The sequence below is a fragment of the Paenibacillus hunanensis genome, from assembly GCF_014645615.1.
Taxonomy (GTDB): domain Bacteria; phylum Bacillota; class Bacilli; order Paenibacillales; family Paenibacillaceae; genus Saccharibacillus; species Saccharibacillus hunanensis.
The window spans coordinates 552,364-574,655 of the sequence record NZ_BMMB01000001.1 but is presented as its reverse complement, the minus strand read 5'-3'; the positions used below and the strand labels follow the sequence as shown (position 1 = coordinate 574,655).

Annotated in this window: 19 protein-coding genes; 6 read left to right on the top strand and 13 right to left on the bottom strand. The window is 46.8% G+C overall.

Annotation, left to right across the window (positions count from 1 at the left end):
• Window positions 1–422: 422 nt before the first annotated feature.
• The 3 genes from msrA to IEX62_RS02420 all read right to left on the bottom strand — a co-directional run bounded on the left by msrA (window position 423) and on the right by IEX62_RS02420 (window position 1,985).
• Window positions 423–947, bottom strand: coding sequence for a peptide-methionine (S)-S-oxide reductase MsrA (msrA, locus tag IEX62_RS02425; protein ID WP_188774037.1), 525 nt, complete (start codon window positions 945–947; stop codon window positions 423–425).
• A gap of 243 nt (window positions 948–1,190) precedes the next feature.
• Window positions 1,191–1,316, bottom strand: coding sequence for a hypothetical protein (locus IEX62_RS23910; protein WP_268239784.1), 126 nt, complete (start codon window positions 1,314–1,316; stop codon window positions 1,191–1,193).
• Between the two features lie 177 nt (window positions 1,317–1,493).
• Complete coding sequence (locus IEX62_RS02420) at window positions 1,494–1,985, bottom strand: GNAT family N-acetyltransferase (RefSeq protein ID WP_188773800.1); 492 nt, start codon at window positions 1,983–1,985, stop codon at window positions 1,494–1,496.
• Between the two features lie 304 nt (window positions 1,986–2,289).
• Between IEX62_RS02420 and cypC the strand changes: the two genes are divergently transcribed.
• The 3 genes from cypC (at window position 2,290) to IEX62_RS02405 (ending at window position 6,340) form a co-directional block, all read left to right on the top strand.
• Entirely contained in the window at window positions 2,290–3,573 is a 1,284-nt protein-coding gene (gene cypC, locus IEX62_RS02415) for a CYP152 family fatty-acid peroxygenase CypC (protein WP_188773799.1), read from the top strand.
• A 97-nt stretch (window positions 3,574–3,670) separates the two neighbouring features.
• Window positions 3,671–4,237: a hypothetical protein gene (locus tag IEX62_RS02410; protein ID WP_188773798.1), complete on the top strand. Its 567-nt coding sequence runs from the start codon at window positions 3,671–3,673 to the stop codon at window positions 4,235–4,237.
• A 348-nt stretch (window positions 4,238–4,585) separates the two neighbouring features.
• Window positions 4,586–6,340 (top strand): methyl-accepting chemotaxis protein, encoded by a 1,755-nt coding sequence (locus IEX62_RS02405; protein ID WP_188773797.1) that lies wholly within the window; start codon window positions 4,586–4,588, stop codon window positions 6,338–6,340.
• Between the two features lie 239 nt (window positions 6,341–6,579).
• On the opposite strand, the gene IEX62_RS02400 is transcribed toward IEX62_RS02405, so the two are convergent.
• From IEX62_RS02400 to IEX62_RS02380, 5 genes are all read right to left on the bottom strand, one after another.
• Window positions 6,580–7,653, bottom strand: coding sequence for a hypothetical protein (locus IEX62_RS02400; protein ID WP_229685562.1), 1,074 nt, complete (start codon window positions 7,651–7,653; stop codon window positions 6,580–6,582).
• A 135-nt stretch (window positions 7,654–7,788) separates the two neighbouring features.
• Entirely contained in the window at window positions 7,789–8,874 is a 1,086-nt protein-coding gene (locus IEX62_RS02395) for a hypothetical protein (protein WP_188773796.1), read from the bottom strand.
• The gene (locus tag IEX62_RS02390; protein ID WP_188773795.1) at window positions 8,871–10,700 is read right to left on the bottom strand and encodes an HSP90 family protein; all 1,830 of its coding nucleotides are present in this window, start codon (window positions 10,698–10,700) and stop codon (window positions 8,871–8,873) included. The genes IEX62_RS02395 and IEX62_RS02390 overlap by 4 nt, the downstream gene beginning before the upstream one ends.
• Window positions 10,701–10,767: 67 nt before the next feature.
• Entirely contained in the window at window positions 10,768–11,247 is a 480-nt protein-coding gene (locus IEX62_RS02385) for a DUF7716 domain-containing protein (protein ID WP_188773794.1), read from the bottom strand.
• A gap of 51 nt (window positions 11,248–11,298) precedes the next feature.
• The gene (locus tag IEX62_RS02380) at window positions 11,299–11,901 is read right to left on the bottom strand and encodes a hypothetical protein (protein ID WP_188773793.1); all 603 of its coding nucleotides are present in this window, start codon (window positions 11,899–11,901) and stop codon (window positions 11,299–11,301) included.
• A 1,063-nt stretch (window positions 11,902–12,964) separates the two neighbouring features.
• Here IEX62_RS02380 and IEX62_RS02375 point away from each other — a divergent pair.
• Together IEX62_RS02375 and IEX62_RS02370 are read left to right on the top strand one after the other, a co-directional pair.
• Complete coding sequence (locus IEX62_RS02375; protein WP_188773792.1) at window positions 12,965–13,888, top strand: methyl-accepting chemotaxis protein; 924 nt, start codon at window positions 12,965–12,967, stop codon at window positions 13,886–13,888.
• Window positions 13,889–14,335: 447 nt separating this feature from the next.
• Window positions 14,336–15,889: a glycoside hydrolase family 32 protein gene (locus tag IEX62_RS02370; protein ID WP_188773791.1), complete on the top strand. Its 1,554-nt coding sequence runs from the start codon at window positions 14,336–14,338 to the stop codon at window positions 15,887–15,889.
• 343 nt (window positions 15,890–16,232) lie between these two features.
• Here IEX62_RS02370 and IEX62_RS02365 read toward each other — a convergent pair whose 3' ends face one another.
• From IEX62_RS02365 to IEX62_RS02345, 5 genes are all read right to left on the bottom strand, one after another.
• The gene (locus tag IEX62_RS02365; protein ID WP_308422622.1) at window positions 16,233–17,018 is read right to left on the bottom strand and encodes an HD domain-containing protein; all 786 of its coding nucleotides are present in this window, start codon (window positions 17,016–17,018) and stop codon (window positions 16,233–16,235) included.
• A gap of 90 nt (window positions 17,019–17,108) precedes the next feature.
• Complete coding sequence (locus IEX62_RS02360) at window positions 17,109–17,936, bottom strand: PP2C family serine/threonine-protein phosphatase (protein WP_188773789.1); 828 nt, start codon at window positions 17,934–17,936, stop codon at window positions 17,109–17,111.
• A gap of 249 nt (window positions 17,937–18,185) precedes the next feature.
• Window positions 18,186–19,955, bottom strand: coding sequence for a B12-binding domain-containing radical SAM protein (locus IEX62_RS02355; RefSeq protein WP_188773788.1), 1,770 nt, complete (start codon window positions 19,953–19,955; stop codon window positions 18,186–18,188).
• Window positions 19,956–19,983: 28 nt separating this feature from the next.
• On the bottom strand, window positions 19,984–20,823 hold the full coding sequence (locus tag IEX62_RS02350) for a hypothetical protein (protein WP_188773787.1): 840 nt from the start codon (window positions 20,821–20,823) through the stop codon (window positions 19,984–19,986).
• Complete coding sequence (locus IEX62_RS02345) at window positions 20,824–21,363, bottom strand: cupin domain-containing protein (protein WP_188773786.1); 540 nt, start codon at window positions 21,361–21,363, stop codon at window positions 20,824–20,826. It abuts the gene before it with no gap.
• Between the two features lie 319 nt (window positions 21,364–21,682).
• Here IEX62_RS02345 and IEX62_RS02340 point away from each other — a divergent pair, with 319 nt between their 5' ends.
• Entirely contained in the window at window positions 21,683–22,087 is a 405-nt protein-coding gene (locus IEX62_RS02340; protein WP_229685561.1) for a DoxX family protein, read from the top strand.
• Window positions 22,088–22,292: the final 205 nt, after the last annotated feature.

Sequence of the window (22,292 nt, the reverse complement as noted above, 5' to 3'; positions counted from 1 at the left end):
CTTTTCATGGTTAGATTCATGCTTCATTATATTGCCCAGCTTCATTGCCTGAATTCAACGAATATTGATTTCCTGTAGTTGCTTCGTACCCAGCTTCATAAACAACACTTCCAGTGCTTCTGCTGGAAAAGTATCAGAACACTGAGGGCTAGAATCTGCTACATAACCGACAATGATTCCCCTGTGCATTAAAGGTGCAGTAAAGGAAGATCGTATTCTTTCCCGCTCGATTTCTAATTCTGCTTTGATCGAATCCCGTGCGGCCATGATCTACATTCCGCATCGTATGTATGATTTCTCAATCGGAACAACCCTCCTGCTGTTTGGATTGTAGTATACGTTCTGATGCTAAACAGACAACAACCCGAACAGAATCGCTCCTATCCGGATTGTAGCTGCCCTATGTGGTTCGGTGCAGAAGATCAGGATTCCTGCCAATGCTCCGTAATAAACTCGTCGCGACCTGATTTCTCGCGGTCTTCTTTGTAATGCTTTGTGTTCTTTTTGTGGTAATCCTGGTGGTATTCTTCTGCCGGATAAAACACGTCAGCAGGCAGAATTTCAGTTACGATCGGCTTATCGCCAAAGCGACCGCTCGCCGCTACGTCTGACTTCGTTTGCAGCGCTTGCTCCTGCTGCTGCTCGTTATGGTAAAAGATCGCTGTGCGGTACTGGGAGCCGCGGTCATGGAATTGCCCACCGTCGTCGGTTGGATCGATTTGAGGCCAGTACAGCTCCAGCAAGCGCTCATACGGGAACAGCTCCGGGTCAAATGTAATTTCAACGACTTCGTAATGACCGGTATTGCCTGTTTTTACTTGCTCATAGGTTGGATTCTTCACATGTCCACCGGTGTAGCCGGAGACAATACCGTGAATACCGGGCAGTTCTTCAAATGGTGTCACCATGCACCAGAAGCAGCCGCCTGCAAATGTTGCCTTTTGCAATTGTGCCATAGTCATGCATCCTTTCAGCTATAGATTCAAATGAAGTACATTGCGAATTGACGCTGGCATATGCCATCTAACGTTAAGCCTGTCCTTTCTATTATACCGTGCTTTCCCGATTCCATCCATGTATCTCACTCGTTCACCGTTACCACATCTATGCGAAAACAAACAAAAGCCGCAGACACGGAATCACCGTGCGCTGCAGCCTATGGATAAGGTCATATAGTCTATACGCCGAAGTTATTCTTCTTCTCTAGGGATGTAGACGATGAAGCCGCTGTCTTCACAATACACATCACCGAAATGATATACGCCGTTACGGTGAACAAATAGCCATTCGAACACTTTTTGAATGGTTTGCAGCATGAGGGTCCCTCCCCTGAATAATGAATAAACCTTGCGGTTTAAACAAATTTTAAGGGCAGGTACTACAGGTGTCAATCGCTAAGTTTGTAAAATATTATCGAAAAAATCGATCATTTGTTAACGCATATTTAAATCTTCAATTGTATATGATCACTTTATCATATCAAGTACGAAACGTTATGAAAGTATAGGTATATCCAGCTGTTTTTCATAAATAATCACGTTCAGCCCTGTATGGTTAACCGATGGCTTCACATAGTGAAATTGTTGCTTTTTCCAGAAGGCATGAGCAGGCTCATTCTCTGCAATGACTGCCAGGCGCAATTCGTGAATACCGCGCTGGAGCAGCATCTGCTCTACAGCCTGCCAGGCTAGCGCGCCATATCCACTGCGACGCTTGCTTCCGTTAATCATAAACAAGCCCAGCCACGGGTAACCATCCTGTGGATAGAGTGGTAGCAATTCTACAATGCCGATTGGCGTATCATCCTGCATAATCAGCTTGCGCTCTGCGCCGAGCTGCTGCGCCTGAAGATGTTCTTCCTGTAGTTCACCGGCAGTCAGTACCGCTTTGCCATGACTCAGCAGATTGTAGTCGGGATTGGAATTAATAATAGCTAGCTCCTCGGTAAGCTGCTCAGGTGTTGATCGAATAAATGTAACTGACATAGGAAGCTCCTTTATCCATGCGGTCTATTAGATTGGTAGTATAGGGTTGCCTTGCTATCTCCCTTTTGTATTGCTGGAGTATCTTCTGTGTCTCTCTTTTGTCTATCAAGTTCAAACTTGTAAAGCAGTCTTAAAAGTAATGCGGAAGCTAACAACGAACTGTATGTATCTGGTTATCATTTTATACAAAATCTGTTATTCCCGAGGTGATTAGAGGTAATGAATTTCAGTATAGATATATGATCCAGACTGATCTCAAGTAGTATAGCACATCCACTACAGCATACAAAAAGGAGCGATTAGAATGAAAAATCTCGACATTCCACGCGATCATACAATTGATGGTAGCATTAACCTGCTGGCAGAAGGGTATACATATGCCTTTGACCGTAGGCAAAAGCTGCAATCGGATATTTTCCAGACTCGTCTGCTTGGTCAGCCTGCCATCTGCATAGGTGGCAAGGAGGCGGCAGAGCTATTCTATGATCGCGAGCTGTTTCAGCGTGGGGGAGCGATCCCGAAACGCATTCAAAAATCGCTATTTGGTGAAAAGGGCGTGCAGACGCTGGATGGTCAGGCTCATGCTCATCGTAAACAGATGTTCATGTCACTTATGACACCAGATCGACTGCAAATGATTCAGGATATTGTACGGCAGCAATGGCAATCTGCCGCACTTCGCTGGCAAAGCACCGTACAGCTTGAGCTGGTAGACGAAGCACAGCAGGTGATGTGCCGTGCAGCGTGTCAGTGGGCAGGCATACCACTTCGTGAACAGGACATGAAGACGATCGCTGACGATCTTGCGAGCATGGTGGATGCCTTTGGTGCGATAGGCGACCGATACAAAGAAGGCCGAGATGCTAGACAGCGTACAGAACAATGGGTCACCGAGCTGGTGGAATTGATTCGTGCAAAGCGTGTACAGACCGATGAGCATACAGCTGCACATGTGATCTCCTGGCATCGCGATCTGAATGGCGAGCTGCTGGATGCTAAAGTCGCTGCTGTCGAGCTGATCAACATTATTCGTCCGATTGTAGCGATCGCTTATTATGTTGTATTTAGCGCTCATGCGCTGCATACGTATCCAGAAACCCATCAGAAGCTGATCGAATCGTTTGAAAATGGAGATGATACGTATAGCCAGTGGTTTGTACAGGAGGTACGTCGCCTGTATCCGTTCACGCCGATTCTAGGTGCCAGCGTGCGTAAGGACTTTACGTGGAAAGGCTATCATTTCCCCGAAGGCACGACGGTGCTACTCGATGTGTATGGTACAACGCATGATCCCAAGCTATGGGATGAGCCGCAGCAATTCCGTCCAGAGCGCTTCGCAGATTGGGATGGAAGTCCATTTGATCTGATTCCGCAGGGTGGTGGCGATCATCGTCAGGATCATCGCTGTGCTGGTGAATGGCTGACCATTGATGTGATGCGAGTGAGTCTGGAATTTCTAGCAGGTCATATTGAATACGAAGTGCCCGAGCAGGATCTGTCGATCGATCTGTCACGTATGCCAGCCCTTCCTGCGAGCCGCTTCATTATGAGTCATGCTCGTCCGAAAAGTTCTTCTTCGCGCTTCTGATCAATCGGTGCTGGTCAGTGCTGCATCTGGACGAGTACAATAGGAAGAAATACAGCGATCTGTAAGTGATAGATCGCTTTCGAAAGGAGCATGCAGCATGCCACAGCCTACTCAGCGTGTCCCCTATGGCTATGAGCCACCGCCGTCCTCTACACGCGGCACACTGATCTACTACGATTCCTTTCAGGATACATCAGATGGCGAGCTAGAGCAGGCGCTGATAACGATGCAGCAGATGAACTTCTCACGGCTCGTGCTCTATCCGCTGCATGAACAGACGGTCAAACGGATGTCCAAGGAATCGGTTGCTCCCTTTTATCAGCGTGAACGACGCTTGCAGGATTGGAAGCAGCATAACGCTCATCGTGCAGTCATTATTGAAGGCTGGGATGGCAAGCGTAAAAAGTACACACCGATGGAAGCAGCGTTACGCACGCTGATCGATCATTACGAATCGCCTTACTTTTTACTCATGACACCGGAGATGGCGAATCAATTTGCTTCATTCTCTATTTTTGAGGAATGGATTAGCAAAATTAGTCTGGTATTAACCGAGGAGCCACAGCAGCTGCATCCACGTCTGAGCAAGTTCAGCCGCCGCTGGCGCGTTGCAGGTGATACAGCATCAGGTCGGGACAAGAATGCATCGTCAGATCGGTCATAAAATGATATGGGATGCTCTCTGGTGAATTGAGCTTCGTCAGAGTATAGCTGAACAGTAAAAAGGCCTATCCGATCATGGATAGGCTTTTCTATTTCTATTTCTATTTATATTTCTATTCCACATCCTTTACATGAGCTAAGCGTCCATCATCACAATTCATATCCACTAATTCCCTTAATGACTCTAAACGGAAAATGACATAATAAAAGTTAATTATTTCCGTCATAATCTATTGCAAAAAACGACAAATTCAGCTACGATTTTCACAATTACATAGTGCTAAAAACCTGATTCTATGGTCTGTAGCACGTAAATATAACTGTTGGTGAGCGAGAGGAAGAGGATGGGATGGTTCGTTTTTTCAAAAATCATTTGGTCATTCGCATTGTTGCTATTGTAACACTTGTGATGATGCTGATTGCGGCGGGTAGCCTGCTGCTGCAACTGGCGAACATGAAGCTGACGGCGCAGGAGGCAATCTCCAGCTATAACGTTCAGATTGCTGAGAATTATGTCAAGCAGCTGGATGCAGCAAGCTACATTCGCTTTTCCCAGAATCCTCAGGAAAATGCGAGCTTTTTCGCGATTCGTGATGAGCTGGACCAATTCCGTCAGCGTATTGGCGCGATGTATGTGTATTTTGTAAAAATCGACTCCAAAGGAACACCGCTCATGATGGTGGATGGAATGAAAGACCCTGCGAAAGCATCTGCTATCAATGAAGTGACTGATATTCCTGCCGATGCGGTTCAACGTCTCCAGGCAGGACATAGTGCCAGCTCTTCGATCATCAATAATGAAGAGTACGGTCGCTATATCTCCTCCTACGCTCCCATTTTAGATAGTAACGGTAAGCTGCTTGGTGTGATTGGTATCGATACCTCCGTTGCTGTTATTGATCAGATTGAAGCTAATGTACTGAAATCGAGCTGGATTCTGTATATTTTGCTATTCGTATTCACCTTGCTTGGAATCGCGATTGTGATGTGGTTTATTATTCGTGGATTGCGTCCGCTGGGCACCTTAAAGTCCAGTGTACTCAAAATGGCAGATGGTCAGCTTGCCGAAGCGCATCGCCTATTATCCACCCGCCATGTACGTAACGATGATGAGATCGGTAGTACCTACAAAGCGATGCTGCATATGTCGGGCAATCTCAATGATATGGTACGTGGCATGGTATCTGGCGTATCCACCACCACCTCCATCCTGACCGAATCAGCGGTTCAGTTCCGACAGGATGCTGACGGCATGCAGCAGATGAACTCGACTGTTCACAGCGCGATGGAGAAGATTCGCGAAGGCGCTCATACGCAAAAGCAGGGCGTGATGGATAGCTCTAATGCTATGGAAGAAATCGCACGCGGAATTACGAATATTTCCGAATCCTCCTCTGCTGTGTCGGATGCTGCAACAGATGCACTGCACACCGCGCAAACAGGGCAACAAAGCATGAGTCATGTACGCGATCAAATGGATCATATCTCTCAAGCTGCTGCACAGGTGTCTACGATGGTAGGCACGCTTAACAACTACTCTCAGGAGATTGGTAGTGCATTACATTCGGTAAAAGAATTCGCCGCACAGACCAAGCTGCTAGCCCTGAATGCCTCGATTGAGGCGGCACATGCAGGTGAGCATGGCAAGGGCTTCGCCGTTGTCGCCGATGAAGTACGTAAGCTGGCAGAAGCATCAAACGAATCAGTTCAGATGATCTCTACCCTACTACTCGGTATTCAGCAGGAAGCCGTTCAGATCGGTACACAGATGAATCAGACAGCAGGCGAGATCAAGCAGGGCGTGACGATGACTGCTGATGCGGAGCGTGCATTTACGAGTGTGGTCGAGGCATTTATGACCGTGACTGATCGCATTCAGGAAATCTCTGCCGCAGCCGAGCAGATTACTGCGGGTACAGAAGAAGCAGCGGCATCGGTACAGACGATCTCACGCATCTCATCCGAGGTCTCCGATTACTCCGATGAAATCTATCATCTCGTACAGGAGCAAGCCTCCATGTTCCATAAGATTACCGATATGTCTAGCGAGCTAAATGCACAGACAGGTGCAATGAATGAAGCGGTACAGCGCGTGCAGGTATAAGCTATGGAGATGCCTGTAAGCTGCATCTATATGTTAAGGATGAAGGTCATCATCGCCAGCATCCTATATAATCCAGACAACGATAGTCAGTAGATCAGATTAATAACAAAAAACCATCGAGTCCTCCTCTCCTTCGTGCAGAAAAGGAAGTGACCCGATGGTTTTTATTTAACTCATAGCGTATACACGCTTTGTCATATACTTGCTTAGCTATACATCTGCTAATCTATATTCAAACATCAAACCGTATCCATCAACCGCTTCACATGCTCGCTTTGATAGCTATTTCCGTTACGAAGATCGAGCTTACGTGCGACATCGGTTGCCAGCTCGCCATAATATGCAGCGAGTCGATTCACATCAGTTGCATGCTCAGGATGTGGATAGGATGAAGGCAGCTTCACGTTGAATTGTACGGTTTCCTGTGCCAGACGCTTGAACATTCCGCTGGTATAGGCATGGAATAGCATCTTATCGATTGGCGCTTCATTCAGATCGGTCCAATGCGCATGCTTTTCAAACAGCTCTAACGCTTTATATGGGTCTGTCGCTGTCAGGTAGCCAATATGCTCACCGATCGACAGTACAAAGTCAGTATTATCATGGATCAATTTGTAGCTTTTCTTCTGATACTTGTCGGCTTCGGCTTGCTTGCCCTGACGATATAACGGCATCAATACCTTGGGTAGCGTCACATGAGGCACCTCGGCACAGGACATTCTGCCCTTGATAATCGGCTGCGCCATTTGGATCGTCTGTTCATCATTTTGACGCTGTGCCCAGAAATCGACAAATTCATTTTGCTCACAGGCATCACAATCTGCCATTTCGTCGCGTTCCATCGTCTTTAATTGATTCAGTGCCTGCTCCGCCTCATCCAGCTCACCATAATCGATAGCCAGTACGAAACGATAGTAGTGGTAAGCATAATCGCTATAGCCTGCTTCCAAATAACGCCGACGCATATCCTCCAGCAACGAATCAATCTGAGCACGCTCGATTTCTGGGAAAGCCGCAACATTTCCGAGAATCCATTTGTACGACCAGAGTAATGTCCATTCGTCGTACATATCTGGATTTTTATCAAATTGTCCTAACTGCCATGAGAAAGCGACTAACGCTGTACGCGGAAAACCACTGAACGATGCTGTCTCCACAATCTCTCCGCGAATCTCGTAGCCTGCTTCCACTTCTCCAAGTGAATCAGCGATACGAGCTGCTTCCTCCAGCAATTGTAGCTTGGCGTGCCCATTCGGCAAGCCATATGCTTCGTCCAACAATTCCTCATAGTCACGTTCGGTATTCATGCTCATCTATTCTTCCTCCTATACTGGTCTATACTATTCCTGTTATGTGTACACTTTATAAGGCTGTCCTGTAATCGATGCGATATGTCTTGAGTTGCAATCATTTCCCGTTGTATCCGTTCACTCTACAGACCTATGCGGTCACGCTACCGATAACCCCTCCGCCAGCTTCGTCATCGCTTCAACATAATATGAGGTGTCATTACGGCGATCGAATTGCTCCGCTAACTCCAGTGCCATCATTTTCAACTGCTCTGCAATCAATGATACCTGCTGGCTGTGCTCGGGATAAGGATACTGCTCGGGTAAACGAATCTGGAAATCGGTCGTTTCCTGTGCCAGTACAGTAAACAAACCAGCTGCCGAAGCGAGAAAGTACATCCGATCCAGCGGGCTTTCGCAATCAAACGACCATGCTGCATGGCGCTCGTACAGCTCCAGCCCTTTGAACGGATCAACGTGAGCCAGATAAGCAATATGCTGTCCAATACTACGCAAAAAATCACGATTGCTTTGAATCATCGGATAGTTTTTTTGCTGATAATCGGTCGCTTCTTCCTGCCTTCCTAGCTGATATAGGGGCATAAGTAGCTCTGCCAGCGTCAGGTGTGGAATTTCCGCACAACGCATCTTACCATCAATAATCGGCTTGGCTGCTTTTAGCGCTTCCTTATATCGTCCAGTTCTAGCAAAATAGCCTACAATTTCATTCTGATCACAGGCAGTGCAATCGCTGATATCTTCGCGCTTCATTTTCTTATATTTGCTATAGTATTCATCTGCCTGCTCAAACTCGCCTGTATGCAAATATAACGTAAACCGATTACTGTAATACGTACGCTCACTATAACCCGCATGTAGATAGCGATCACGCATATCTGACAGCAGCTCCATGAGCTGCTGCGTACTAATCTGTGGAAAATGCATCGCATTGCTAATGATCCATTTATAAGACCATAAGAGGTTTTGTTCATTATATAGATCGGGATTGCGATCAAACTGACCGAGCTGCCACGAGAAATGGGTGATCGCTTTAAGCGCAAACCCATTAAATACAGCTGCCTCTACCAGATCCTCTCGAATTAGATACCCTGCCTGTACATCGCCTAGTGCATCGGCAAGCTGTACAGCCTGCTCTAACAGCTGTAGCTTCGCAGGTCCATCTGGAAGTCCGCGCGCCTGCCAAAACAACTGCTTACATTCGGGATCGGTGAAGATTTCGCTCATCGCGCCTCCCCGCTTCCTCCTGCGGACAAGCCCAGTTCAATAAAGCGTAGAATACCCTGATTCAGTGTAGCCAGCTCCTGACGATTCATCGGATAATGCCCCATCATCAGCGCATTCACATACAGCATCTCTACAGCGACAACCATCATCGCTTCATTGCCTGGCATGAAAATTTTGCTAACGACTGGATTATCCAGATTCAGATACAGCGTCGAATACGCAGATTGCTCCATTGCCGAGCCAAGACTACCGAGAATAGAAGACAGCGTATCCGTGCTGACTTCCTTCGCCGCTTCCAGCGAACGCAGCTCAGACGATTCTTTGGACAAGGTGAACAGGGCAGGTAGCTCGGATGGCTTGAAACGCTTCAACTGAATCTGGCAACGGAAACGCTGCAAGGCAGTGTCCGCAGTTCGAGTCAGCTCATAATAGGCGCGGCGCTCATCCGGTGTCAGATCAACAAAGGATAGCGATACATCCTCTGGCATCAAACGATTCGTACTCACCGCATCATTGACAAGCGGCAAAGCCGACATTAGCTCTGCATCATAAATATAGCCACCATTCACGACAAGCAGTGCCTGCGCTGCCGCCACATGGGTAATCTGACGATATTCGTCCAGTGTGAGTGTGAAATAGATCGTATCATGCTCCTTCAGCATCTCGCCCAGTGTACGGCGACCAAAGGTCGTTTCAAATGGCAACCAGCGATGAATAATCCGGTAAAATTGCTCATCCTCCGTTGCCAGTGCCTTCATCGACAGCACATGCAGCTGAATAATATGCTGCAACCGATCAGAATCATAATCTGCCATTCGCATCAGCTCACTACGAATCGAATCGCCCAGCTCCTCACGTACCTGCTGTAGCTTCTCATCCTCATAAAAGTGCTCACGCGAAGCCGTTGGCTGTAGCTCATCCGTCCAGATGAGACATTTTACAAAAAACGCCCAGTCCGGCAAAATATTTTCCGCCTTATCCGATACGAGCATCGACTTCAAGTACACCTGATGCGAGCGCTTCGCATTCAGATTGACCGAATGTGGCAATACAAAGGCAATTCCTCCAGTGCGACCGGAAGACGTACGCAGCGGAATAAAGTCCTTGAATCGCTCGCCCATCAAGCGCTCACCAAAGTCCAGCACCTCATCGCGATGACTGCGTGCCAGCTCTGGCTCGTGCAGCCATACCGGACGCTGATCATTAATCACCTTCGACTGTTCACCATACTGAAGCGTGATCGGATATGGCAGCAAGGCACCGTAGTAATAAAGACCCTCTGCCAGATATTCTGGATCAAAATACATCTCACTGCCTGGCTTACAACGCAAATATACCTTGGTGCCTGGCGATAGCTCGGTATCCAGCTTACGAATGCTATACGTACCATCCGGTTGACCGCGCCATTCCAGCGTGGGGCCACCCTTCGCTGAGCGTGTAACCATCACAATTTCATCGCTGACCATAAAGCAGGATAACAGCCCGATCCCAAAGCGCCCAATAAAGGACGTCTCGCCTGTGAATGCCGCCTCGCCACGCTTGGACGATTGACCGATCTGAGCCAAAAATTCATGAATATCCTCTTCGGTCAGACCGATCCCATTATCCTCAATAATCAATGTACGATTGGTGATATCTCCAGTCAGTTCAATATGAATATGCCCTGTATGATCGGGCTCGATCTGTGTGCGTGCAGTAACTGCATCCACCCCGTTTTGCATCACCTCGCGCAGGAATACGCGTGGATTGCTATACAAATGATTCGATAAAATATTAATCATGCCGCTCAAATTAACCTGAAAGCGGTATGTATCTTTATTAGTCATTAGGGTTCATCCTTTCGTGCATCATTGTTATGGTTCCCTATCTGTTCATCATCAATTCTGTTCATGCTCATGATTCGGACGTTTGCTCATCGGCTACCTGCTTCAACACATCGTGTAGCTGTAGCCTTGCTTCCACATCGTCATAATCAAGAAATGCGTCATATTCATAATAATATTTGAGTGCGATCACAATCATCGGTAAGGTTACAGGCTCTCCTGCATCGTGTAGCACCTCAACCACATCTTCAAAGGTCGCCATTTCGAACCAGCTCTGCAAGCCTGCATCTCGTAGCTCATGAGTAACAATGTCGCCCCGCTCATTTTCAGTCGCCTGGCCTTCCGCTAGCTGATCCTCGAGCCATTCCTCATTAAAATAATAGATCGGCGTATGCAGCGGGTCTTGCTCCCATTTGTCCACATTCGTGTATAACCAGGTATTGTGCAGCTTTCCGCACATCGCCACCAGCTCACCCAGTGTATGGAAGATAAGCTTGTCTGCATGCTGACGGCGATTATAATCATTCAACCGATCCTCGTAACGGCTCATGCGCTTCACTCCTTTAGATCGTAAAGATAAGCAGGTGGAGCGTGCAGCTTATCAGGTTTGATTTTGCATCCGTGTGAGTAGCTTGATCATACCTTCGCGATTTTTCGCATCTTTCATATACCGTGGCAAACGATAGGAAGCAGTACGCGTATAGGCATAGCTTGGTCGCTGACGCTGATCGGCAGCGATATAAGTTAATAAATAGTTCAAATGCGCGCGGTTAATCGCCCATACTGGCTTACCGCGATAAGAGGACAAAAAGTACAGTTCCAAGCCAAAATACGGCTCACGTCCATCACGAATGCCTAAATTATAATACACACCGTCGAAACGTTTCTTCACAGGCATAGCCTGCATCGTTCCGCAATGCGGACAAGCATAATTTACAATCTTGTGTGTGTACTGTCTTTTGTCGTGTAGTTGCTCATTGAACCAGCGATCACACTGGTTACAATGACCCGATACACGATAGACAGCTTCCTGCTCATATATTTTCTTCTGCATACATTGACTGCACGTAAAGATGAGCTCACCATCCCGGCAGCGAATCGAGCCCTCGCTGCCACAATCACATCTCACAGCAATTCCTTCAGGACTCGGTAAAATCCATGACAATGCATACGGCTCTCCACCATAATCGACAAAGCGCTTCATTGCTTTCTCTCCCCTTTCATCGGCACACGATAATGGCTTTTGTTCGTGGAATGTGAAACGAACATAGGTTATCATTGATGCCGCTATGAGACGAGTGACGGTTGTTATCTTTTCAATCTACTAAATCTAAAGTATTACATTCTAAACACCTGCTATATGTAAAAGTAAAAAGCTCCATCTCTACTCCATCCGACTGATATCGAGTGACCTATGGTCTAACCCATCGTCTATGAAGGAGTGAGGAGACGTTACTTTTAAGTATAGCGTTCCCATCCAATGAGAACAACAAGACCTCCGCATCAATTACAATCGACACCTATTGAGCTTCACACGAATCGCTTATAACGTGCGCATAAAAGAAATTATTTTCGTGCATGAATCAGACGCATGATTTGTGTGTAATACACAGTTAAGATACTGCATGATAGGAACTATCAGCATACCGTTCTACAGACTCAAATTCGACATCGTTCGATAGATCCAAATTGCATCTATAGTCGTATATAAGATGTAGGTGAGTAGCTTTAAAATCGCGAATTTTACTCGTAACGCTCGTCGAGGTAGCGTTGTAAGACAAGACCATTACTTATGCGGAGGTGATTGGCGCTTCATAATAAAGCTAGCATTCCAGCTTAAAGCTATACCCAGCTAGCTTGCTTCCTATGTTACATATATACACCATATAGTTATCGATCAAGCAGATCATTGTATATATGCTGTACACTTCGCTTTCTACCACTATAGCGCTATGTATAAGCAATTCCAGCTTGTGCATAAGAAGAGATTTTCGAGTCTTCGAGCCTTAGTCATCTCGCCCAATTCATTCCCATTTATGTATACTTCTATAAGCAAAAGAATTATTTTGATATAAATTTAATTTTGTTAAATATAATTTTGAGATTTTTAATGAAAATAGTGTAAAATACCTAATCAAAAATTGATTCGTATACGATAAATAAGTATACAGCATATTAACTTACTCTCTTAATATACAAAGGGATCTACACCTACAATAATCCATCTAAATATGTTTTATTTAAAGTTTGAACTATGGAGGACTTATATGTCGACTTACATTCCAACTAACCATCATGTGGAAGTCAATGACCAGCTTGTGATGAAGGCACTCAATCAGAATCTTGCGATCATCCGTTTTAATAGTAATCGTGAGGTCGCTTATGTAAATGATAATTTCGCGAATGCGATGGGATATAAAGCTGAACAAATGCTCGGTATGAAGCACCAGCTTTTTTGCTTTCCTGAGCTAACACAATCAACCGAATACGAAACGATGTGGAGAGGATTATTCTCCGGTCGTAGCTATCAGGACAAAATTAAGCGCAAAGATGCTTTCGGTAATCCAATCTGGCTTGAAGCGACATATATGCCTGTCTACAATGAAGAAGGCACACGCGTAGTCAGCGTCTGCAAAATCGCAACGAATATTACCGCTCGTCAAACGAATATTACGACTGTTGTCAATGACATGCAGGAGATGGCGGATGATCTGACCCGTCGTGCTGAGGATGGGATCAAACGTAACAGTGATATACTTTCCAGCATTCAGCGAATTGCTTCTGTCGCTTCGGATAATACGTTAATGCTAAATAACTTACAGCAACAGGCACAGGCTATTCAAAATGTAGTCAAAACGATCCGTGAGATATCTTCACAGACACAGCTGCTCGCCCTCAATGCAGCGATTGAGGCTGCTCATGCAGGCGAATTCGGACGTGGCTTTGATATCGTTGCCAAAGAGGTGCGTAAGCTCTCCGGTATGGTTGAATCTTCGATCAGTGAAGTGAAAAGCAGCGCGGATGCGATCGCCAAAGAAATCAACAAAATTTCCAATGGTACAACGGATGTACACCAGAATGTTGAGGAAAGCCGGGAACAGATTGAATCGGTACTGGAAGAGTTCAATCTGCTCGCCTCTTCTGCTCAGCAGCTCGATGTGCAAGCACGTAAAGTCTCCAGTATCGTCTAACCGTTCCTGTTTGGTATCCATCTGTTACGTAGCACCCCGCACATTATCACTTTACTCATTACAAGCTTAATCATTAAAAGCGTAATCCTCAAAAAGCCTGATGTATCATGGTATGTCACAGCCAGAGTTCATCCGATGCACCGGATAGATTCTGGCTTTTTGCTTGTGGAATCATGCACATTTCTTCTCGTCATTTTCACATCATTTCCACATCGAAATATCCAATATTTTGAAAAAGTAAGTATAGCTATGCTGACGTTGTTTGGATAAAATGAAGTTAAGACCTCCATTCATGCTCCCGAATAGAATCTACTTTTCCAGAAATCATAAGCATATGAAACGTGTCATGAGGAGCTGGATGTCAATAACAACAGGCTAGGCTTTCGGTTATATGTAAACGCTATCAATTTATTCCGCAGTGATCTCTCGTAAAGGGGTGGGTACACGATGGAAACATTCGATGTGCAGCTTTACAAGCCAAAGCTTCATTTTTCACCAGGGCAAAACTGGATTAATGATCCGAATGGGCTGGTTTATTTTGAGGGAGAATATCATTTATTTTATCAGTATCATCCGCATTCTACGGTATCGAGCACGATGCATTGGGGGCATGCTGTAAGCACCGACCTGATTCAATGGAAGGAGCTTGATGTCGCGCTGCATCCTGATGAACAGGGGACGATCTTCTCTGGCAGTGTAGTCGTGGACTGGAATAATACCTCCGGGCTATTTCCAGATGAGCCGGGTCTGGTGGCTATTTATACGAGTCATCTGGAGCCAATTGACAGGAACTCACAGCAGACCGATCGGTACACGCAGCAGACCGAATCGATGGGTCATGAGAATCCAGGTGGCGAGGTCTTCTCGACTGCTGCGCCAGATACAGTATCCGCTCCACCCTATCTGGACGGTCAGTGCATCGCCTTCAGTCATGATCGTGGACGGACATGGACGAAGTATGAGGGCAATCCGGTGCTGACTAGCAGTACGGATCGTGATGTTCGTGATCCAAAGGTATTCTGGTATCGTCCAAAAGGCTACTGGGTGATGGTCGTTGCTACAGGACAGAATGTATCCTTTTATACGTCGCGTAATCTATTGGATTGGAAGCTGGAAAGTCGGTTTGGGGAAGGCTTTGGCTCTCATGAGGGCGTATGGGAATGCCCGGATCTATTCCGCTTGCCGATTGAAGGCACAGAATCGTGGAAATGGGTGCTGCTGGTGAGTACAGGCGATCAGCCTGAGCTGGGCAATGGCTCGCGGACACAGTATTTTGTCGGTTCCTTTGATGGCAGGCAGTTCATGCCAGAATACAATCGCATTCAGTGGCTGGATTATGGGCGAGATAATTATGCAGGCGTTAGCTTCTCCGATATCCCGGAGCAGGACGGTCGGCGCATCTATATGGGCTGGATGAATAACTGGCGCTATGCGCGTGAGCTGCCAGCAGGTGACTGGAATGGAGCGATGACGCTTCCACGCACGCTATGTCTGCGACCTCTGAAAAATCAATTGCTGATCTGCCAGCGTCCGGTCGCTGAGCTGGATCGATATTTTACTGAAAAGCATAAGCTATCTGGCATTACGGTTAGTAATAAGCAGCCGTATGAGTTGATCACTGCGGCAGCGATTGCGGATATTCGGCTTCGCGCACAGCATGATGGATTGGATGAGCTAACGGTTACGATTCATCATACAGCAGAGCAATATACGACGATCGGGTATCATGCAACTAGCGAGCTATTGAGTGTACGGCGTGAGCATTCCGGGCGGAGTGATTTTGATCCGTTGTTCGCTCGTGGTCAGCAGGTGCATATTCCGTATAGCAGTCATCTGAATCTACGAATTGTGCTCGATAGCTGCTCGGTTGAGGTATTTGCTGGGGATGGGATGTACGCGATCACAAGCTTAATTTTCCCGGATCAGGCATGCCAGCGCATTGTTATACAGTCACGAGGTGGAGATGCGCGGTTGTATGATAGCTTTATTTATACAGGATGAATAAGGTTAACTGCTGGTGTATTGCTATGAATCGTCTTTTGGTATTTTTTGGCAATTAATGATGCGATCCATTCCGATGAATGCAGAACGTAGGAATCGATGAGGTAGGAGTTATTGAGTGAGTTGGATATACCGCCCTGATGCCGGGATCGAATAGGATTCTGCGTGCATCGGGCGGTTTTTGGTGTGGGCTGTTGTTGATGGTTAATGTTAGAGATTTATAGCTCTAATTAGCTTCAACGGGGATTAACTAATTTCTGACGTATCGTGTGTAGATGAGTAGCTTTAATAAGCGGATATCGCTGTGAGCATCCGATCCTCTATACTAGCTACTCCTCGTCACTTAGCGACCTTCCCATTCCTCGTAAAAGCGTTGTACATACTGCTCCATATACTGATGACGCTCCTCAGCAATCTGGCGTGCGGATGGAGTGTTGATTCGATTTTTGAGCTTGAGCAGCTTTTCATGAAAATGGTTAATCGCTGTGCTGCGACCGTTACGGTATTCCTCAGCACTCATCTGCTCTCGTACCGGCAAATCAGGATCATACATCATGTCACCGACATGACCTGCATATACGAATGTACGGGCGATTGCAATCGCGCCGATCGCGTCCAGACGGTCAGCATCCTGTACCACTTTGCCTTCGATTGTGGGCAATGGTGGATTGTTCCCTCCGTTATACGACATATTCGCGATAATATACGTAATCTGCTCGCGATCCTCAGTCTGTACATGCTGACGATCCAGCCAATCGTTGACACGCTGCATACCGACTTCCTTGGATGGATTTAGTTTTTCGTCAGCGATATCATGCAGCAAGGCTGCCATCGTGCAAATATAGTCGTCTGCTCCCTCTGCCAGTGCCAGCCGCCGTGCCATCTGTACGACACGGTGAATATGCCACCAGTCGTGTCCACTCGTCTCACCGCTCAGCTCCTGCTTCACAAAGGTATACGTATTCGCTAGAATGCGCTGCTTCTCCTGGGATAGATCGCTATGTACCTCTGCGGCTGGTGCTGGTGGAATCGGTGTTGATGCAGTGGAGTCTGCATTTGAAGAGACTTCCTGGCTTATCCAATCTGACTCGTGTGAAGCGGTAGAATGGATAGAATTAGATTGGGTCAATGTGATCGTTCCTTTCATTTATCGCGTTGTCACTATTTTATTATGCTCATCTCTATGCTACTGGTGAAATATAGCCCTCGTCAGCCTGGCTTATCCTTCCTCTCCATCTGCTGCCTGCATAGGCGGCTTCTGATCGGATGGCATAGCGGCTTCTCCATTATGATCATACTCCCAGCATATAATCGTTGCACTATCATACGCGCCTGTCGTATGCAGATGGTTGAGCAGACGATGCAGATTCACACTCATACTATGCTCATTATACAGCGAATCATACAATGCTGGAGCATGCTCATATTCTCGATCCGCTCCCTCGACAATACCATCCGTGAGCAGCACGATCATATTCCGTCCACTCCGTAGCTGACGGCGACCGCTACTATAGCAAGGAACCGGCCCATCCAATGTGTTCACCTGACCGATCCATTCGTAAAATTGACGCTGGTTCAGTGCATATTGACCGAGCTTAGCCAGCTCGGGATGAAGCACATAAGCGATACAATCGCCAATGGAGAACCACCATACATATTCATCGCGCTGATAGACGATCAGCAGTGCTGTTTCTCCCTTGACCTGATGACAGGCAGCACGAAAGGCAACATCTGATAACAGGCTTATTATGTATGGCTCTATCTGTTGGAACGCATCCTCTCGCTCCATCAAGGCGACCAGATCATCCTTATGATCCAGTAGCTGATCAACTACCAGCTCTGCACTTTCAGCACTATAATGCGCATCCAGCACCACTGCCAGTCGACCGTTGCCTGCCTCACTCTGTAAAACGATTAATCCATCCTCATTCTTACTCGCACCGCTCAGTGTATTCCCACCGTAGCGTCCGATATGGATGCCCTTCTGCTCGGTCACCGAGATTTCATCCAGAAACATATATCGACTGCCTACCCAGCTGTAACTCATATCGGCACCCTCCTGTTTATTGACATGTATTATGGTATACGATCGATCGTTGATGTCGAGTCATGCTCGCTAGTTTTATTTTTATAGATGAAGCCTGCTCGCTTCCAATCTCATGTGAACATTCAGCATAATAGATTACCAGCGTGTAAGAATACGCTCACTAGCAAAAAATAGAACCGTACAGATAAACTGACGGTTCGATTATAACGGAATATGGGGCAGCCATCCTGCCTCCTACACTCTACTAGCTCATACGCGATCGCGCTGCTCCTGCAAAATAATATACTCCGGCTTTGACTGCTCCTGCTGGCGGTAGTTCACCAGCAGTACACTTCCATCTGCTGAAGCCAACGCTAGCTCACCTGCTAGCACAGCATCCAGACGAAATGGAAGCTGCTCTACGACGATATGCTTGTGCAGCTCACGCTCGTTCAGCTGCGAGCCTGTCCATGCAGCAGGCAATCCCTCTCCCTCTGGAAGCTGAGCGATATACTGCAAATAACGATGGACTCGATCTCGATCTGGCGCATCGTCCCACCAGATTTTACGCGGCTTCTGACGATGATTGAGCAAATAATCGAGCTTCATCAAGCCATACACCCGATCTGGCTGCTTCAATCCGTGCTGCTGTAAAAAGGCTTGCAAACGGGTGAACAAATCCTCCAGCTGATGCCCGATCTTTTGCCAGCCCTGCTCCTCCCAGTAATCGCCAAACGCCTGGAAAAAGTCAAACGGTGACTCAAATTCATGCTGCATCAAATACCCAAGTGTATGATCCATCCGATGCGCATTCCAGTATTTCTCCAGCACATCCTCCAGCCGCTTCAAGCGCACAATATCTTCAAAGGATAGCACATGACTGCCCAGAATCTCATACGGTGCATGATCCATATATGTGTACTGATACTTTTCCGCATCAAGACGAAGTCCGGTGCCGCGTAGCATTTTGAGGAAGCCCAGCTGTAGCTCCTCGGGCTCCAGCGCAAACACGTCATTAAATGTCTTACGGAAGGTCGCATAATCCTCCAGCGGTAGCCCTGCGATCAAATCCAGATGCTGCGCGATTTTACCGGAGCGCTTGATCGTGTTGACGGTACGACTCAGCTTCGTAAAATTTTGTCGGCGCTTGACCAGCTCATTAGTCGGATCATTCGTCGACTGCACTCCGATCTCAAAGCGGAACACCCCGGGCGGCGCATGCTCTGCCAAATAATCCAGTACCTCTGGACGCATAATATCGGCTGTAATCTCGAATTGGAACGTACAACCATTATGATTCTCAATCAAAAAGCGAAACATCTCCAGCGCATAATCACGCTTAATGTTGAACGTACGATCGACGAACTTGATCAGCTTTGCACCATTTTCGATCAGGTATAAAATATCACTCTTTGTCCGCTCGATATCAAAGTATCGTACCCCAACCTCAATACTCGACAGACAAAATTGACAGCTAAACGGACACCCACGGCTCGTTTCAAAATAAACGACTCGCTTCGCCAGATGCGGAATATCCTCGGGAAAACGATGTGGACTCGGCAGCTCATTCAGATCCTGCTTCGGTCTGCCCGGCATGACGATAATCTCCTCACCCTTGCGATAGGCTACACCGTAAATAAAGTGATATTTCCCCGCGCCTTCGATCTCCTGTAGCAGCTGATGGAACGTCTCTTCTCCTTCGCCAATCACGATAAAATCAACCTGAGGCAGACGCTGCATCCATTGCTCGGTATCATACGATACCTCTGGGCCACCGAGCACGATACGTGTAGCAGGCATGACTTTTTTAAGCACTTCCAGTACACGAATCGTTTCCTCGATATTCCAGATGTAACAGGAGAATCCGATCACATCCGGTTGTCTGCGATACAGATCGGACACGATATTCATCACCGGGTCTTTGATCGTATACTCTGCCAGCTCGATATCAAATTCCTTCTCGCTATATGCCTTCAGACAGCGAATGGCAAGCGAGGTATGAATATATTTGGCATTCAATGTAGACAGTACAACCTTCATGGATGATCCGCTCCTTTGCTTCTATACGTTATAGACAACCAAGTACCCAGCCTTCCAGCAAGGCAAGCTGTTGCTCCTGCTGACTCAGTGTAGCCAGCTCCAGATACGGCATTAAGGCTCCGGCACGATCTCGCGCCTGTAGCCAGTTGGCAATATAAGCGGCATCGCGTTCATGCTCACTAAGCGGCTCATAAGCCGAATCAGGCTGAATACGTCTGCGATATAGTGACGGGTACGCCTCGGTAATCACATGACGATCTTCCGGCACGACCAGACCATCATACGGCCAAAAGTGAATCTTCAGTCCGCGCCGTTGCCATTTTCGTAGGCGGTAGATCCATGGTAAGCCTGTATGTGTCGAATAGGACACCGCTCCCTGCATACCGGATACACGATCCAGATCGGTCACACTCTTCGTCGATGGGATGAATTCACGCTCGACCAGACGCTTATCGGTGGAGTTGATATAGTCTGCCTGTTCCTTACTCTGCTTCATCGTCAGCCGCGAAGTCTGCCATGTACGCTGACTCCACTGTAAAAAAGTATCCCAGTCCTGCAAGCCGAGTCGCTGTAGCTGAGATAGCGGATACGATAGACCATGATCCAGTCCAACGATTATGCGCTTGTCGCTATAATAAAGCTCATGCAACAGCCACTCATACACAAGACGTCTCGACCAGAGCGCTTGCTTCGCGGCAGCTACAGGTGGTATAGAGCGATGATTCGATACAGGTGGCAATGATAGCTGAAATGGCTCGTCTTCTCTAGCCACCGCGACTGCTAATCCTTTAATACGAGAATCAGGCTTCTCCGCACCTGAGTAATCGATTCCAATATAGGTGTGAAATAGCGACGCTCTGCCGCTCATTCACATCCACTCCCGCTCACGATATACCGCAATCAGAATAGTCGCAGACTGCTCACCGATATTCGTCACGCGATGCGGTACAACCGCATTCCAGCTAAAGCTATCACCTGCATCCAGCTCCGTAACCTCAGCGCCATATTCGACACGAACTCGTCCTTCGACCACCGTATGAATCTCTTCGCCTTCATGAGCGATCATCTTGTCCGAGCTAGAGTATCCGGCTGGCAGCTCCACGAGCGTAACACGCATATTGCGCGTAATGCCTAGCTCATATACCTTCATCGGCTGCTGACCGATCGAGGTGAGTGGACGCTCATCCTTTTTCACAATGTTGATACGTTCCTCACGACTAAGCAGCAAATGAGCGAGCGATACGTTCAATACCGCAGCAATGCTCTCCAGTGTAGCAAGTGAAGGTGAGGTTTTATTATTTTCCAGTTGACTCATGAATCCCTGCGACAATCCAGTTTGTTCACATATCTGAGCAATGGTAATGTTTTTCCGTTTACGAATGGCACGAATCATCGAACCGATTTCCATCGTGATTATTCTCCTTGCTATCGATAAATCAGCGTGTTGCTGGTAGTTTCCATCATACAGGCGTGTAGCAGGATCGTGCAAATGAAATTGTGCCGTACAAGCGATGAATTAGCATTTTGCTCACAACAATCCATAAAAAATAAGACGACTCCTTTTGGCTATACTATTGCAGATATTCATGATAACGAAGCGGTGTTTACTTAGCGCAACAAATATTACCAATGAGAATAATATATAAACATATGTAATATTTTTATTGACACACTAATAAAGAGGGTGTAAATTACTTTTAGTAATCAATTTATTTAGGGAGTGATTCATGATGAAATTAACAGTAGTATCGACGATTATGCGGGTTGTGCTTGGTATTCTATTTTTGGCTCACGGGATCAGTAAGTTTCAGATGGGTATGGACGGCGTAGCTGGTTGGTTCCAAAGTGTAGGTATTCCCGGCTTCCTCGCTTATGTCGTTTCTCCAATCGAATTGGTTGGCGGTATTTTGCTCATCATTGGCTTATTCACACGTTATGTATCTATTCTGCTGATTATCGTGCTACTCGGAGCGGTCTTCACGGTGAAGCTGTCTGCGGGTCTGATGGGGAATGGACAAATGGCGGGTTACGAGCTGGATCTGTCGTTCATGCTGGTAGCTCTGTATCTGGCAGTGACCAATAACACGGGCTTCTCGCTGGATCAAATGCTGTTCCGTCGTAAAACAGCGTAATTCTATCAACACCAATCGACGATCTATCAATTGCACGATTACTTCATCGCGTTCAAATGATTGCAGTATGGATGAATTCCATTAACAATAAACAGCTACGATTGCAACTGGTGATCAGCTATGATTACAGCATGAAGTAGAAGCATGATTTTTACAGCGATGGACGATGGCTTTATACACACAAAAGGGAACCTCCATAGATGAG

Coding starts and splice junctions, on each gene's coding strand:
- IEX62_RS23910 (WP_268239784.1), bottom strand. CDS start 1,316: ATGCTGCAAACCATTCAAAAAGTGTTCGAATGGCTATTTGTTCACCGT.
- IEX62_RS02420 (WP_188773800.1), bottom strand. CDS start 1,985: ATGTCAGTTACATTTATTCGATCAACACCTGAGCAGCTTACCGAGGAG.
- cypC (WP_188773799.1), top strand. CDS start 2,290: ATGAAAAATCTCGACATTCCACGCGATCATACAATTGATGGTAGCATT.
- IEX62_RS02410 (WP_188773798.1), top strand. CDS start 3,671: ATGCCACAGCCTACTCAGCGTGTCCCCTATGGCTATGAGCCACCGCCG.
- IEX62_RS02405 (WP_188773797.1), top strand. CDS start 4,586: ATGGTTCGTTTTTTCAAAAATCATTTGGTCATTCGCATTGTTGCTATT.
- IEX62_RS02400 (WP_229685562.1), bottom strand. CDS start 7,653: ATGAGCATGAATACCGAACGTGACTATGAGGAATTGTTGGACGAAGCA.
- IEX62_RS02395 (WP_188773796.1), bottom strand. CDS start 8,874: ATGAGCGAAATCTTCACCGATCCCGAATGTAAGCAGTTGTTTTGGCAG.
- IEX62_RS02390 (WP_188773795.1), bottom strand. CDS start 10,700: ATGACTAATAAAGATACATACCGCTTTCAGGTTAATTTGAGCGGCATG.
- IEX62_RS02385 (WP_188773794.1), bottom strand. CDS start 11,247: ATGAGCCGTTACGAGGATCGGTTGAATGATTATAATCGCCGTCAGCAT.
- IEX62_RS02380 (WP_188773793.1), bottom strand. CDS start 11,901: ATGAAGCGCTTTGTCGATTATGGTGGAGAGCCGTATGCATTGTCATGG.
- IEX62_RS02375 (WP_188773792.1), top strand. CDS start 12,965: ATGTCGACTTACATTCCAACTAACCATCATGTGGAAGTCAATGACCAG.
- IEX62_RS02370 (WP_188773791.1), top strand. CDS start 14,336: ATGGAAACATTCGATGTGCAGCTTTACAAGCCAAAGCTTCATTTTTCA.
- IEX62_RS02360 (WP_188773789.1), bottom strand. CDS start 17,936: ATGAGTTACAGCTGGGTAGGCAGTCGATATATGTTTCTGGATGAAATC.
- IEX62_RS02355 (WP_188773788.1), bottom strand. CDS start 19,955: ATGAAGGTTGTACTGTCTACATTGAATGCCAAATATATTCATACCTCG.
- IEX62_RS02350 (WP_188773787.1), bottom strand. CDS start 20,823: ATGAGCGGCAGAGCGTCGCTATTTCACACCTATATTGGAATCGATTAC.
- IEX62_RS02345 (WP_188773786.1), bottom strand. CDS start 21,363: ATGGAAATCGGTTCGATGATTCGTGCCATTCGTAAACGGAAAAACATT.
- IEX62_RS02340 (WP_229685561.1), top strand. CDS start 21,683: ATGATGAAATTAACAGTAGTATCGACGATTATGCGGGTTGTGCTTGGT.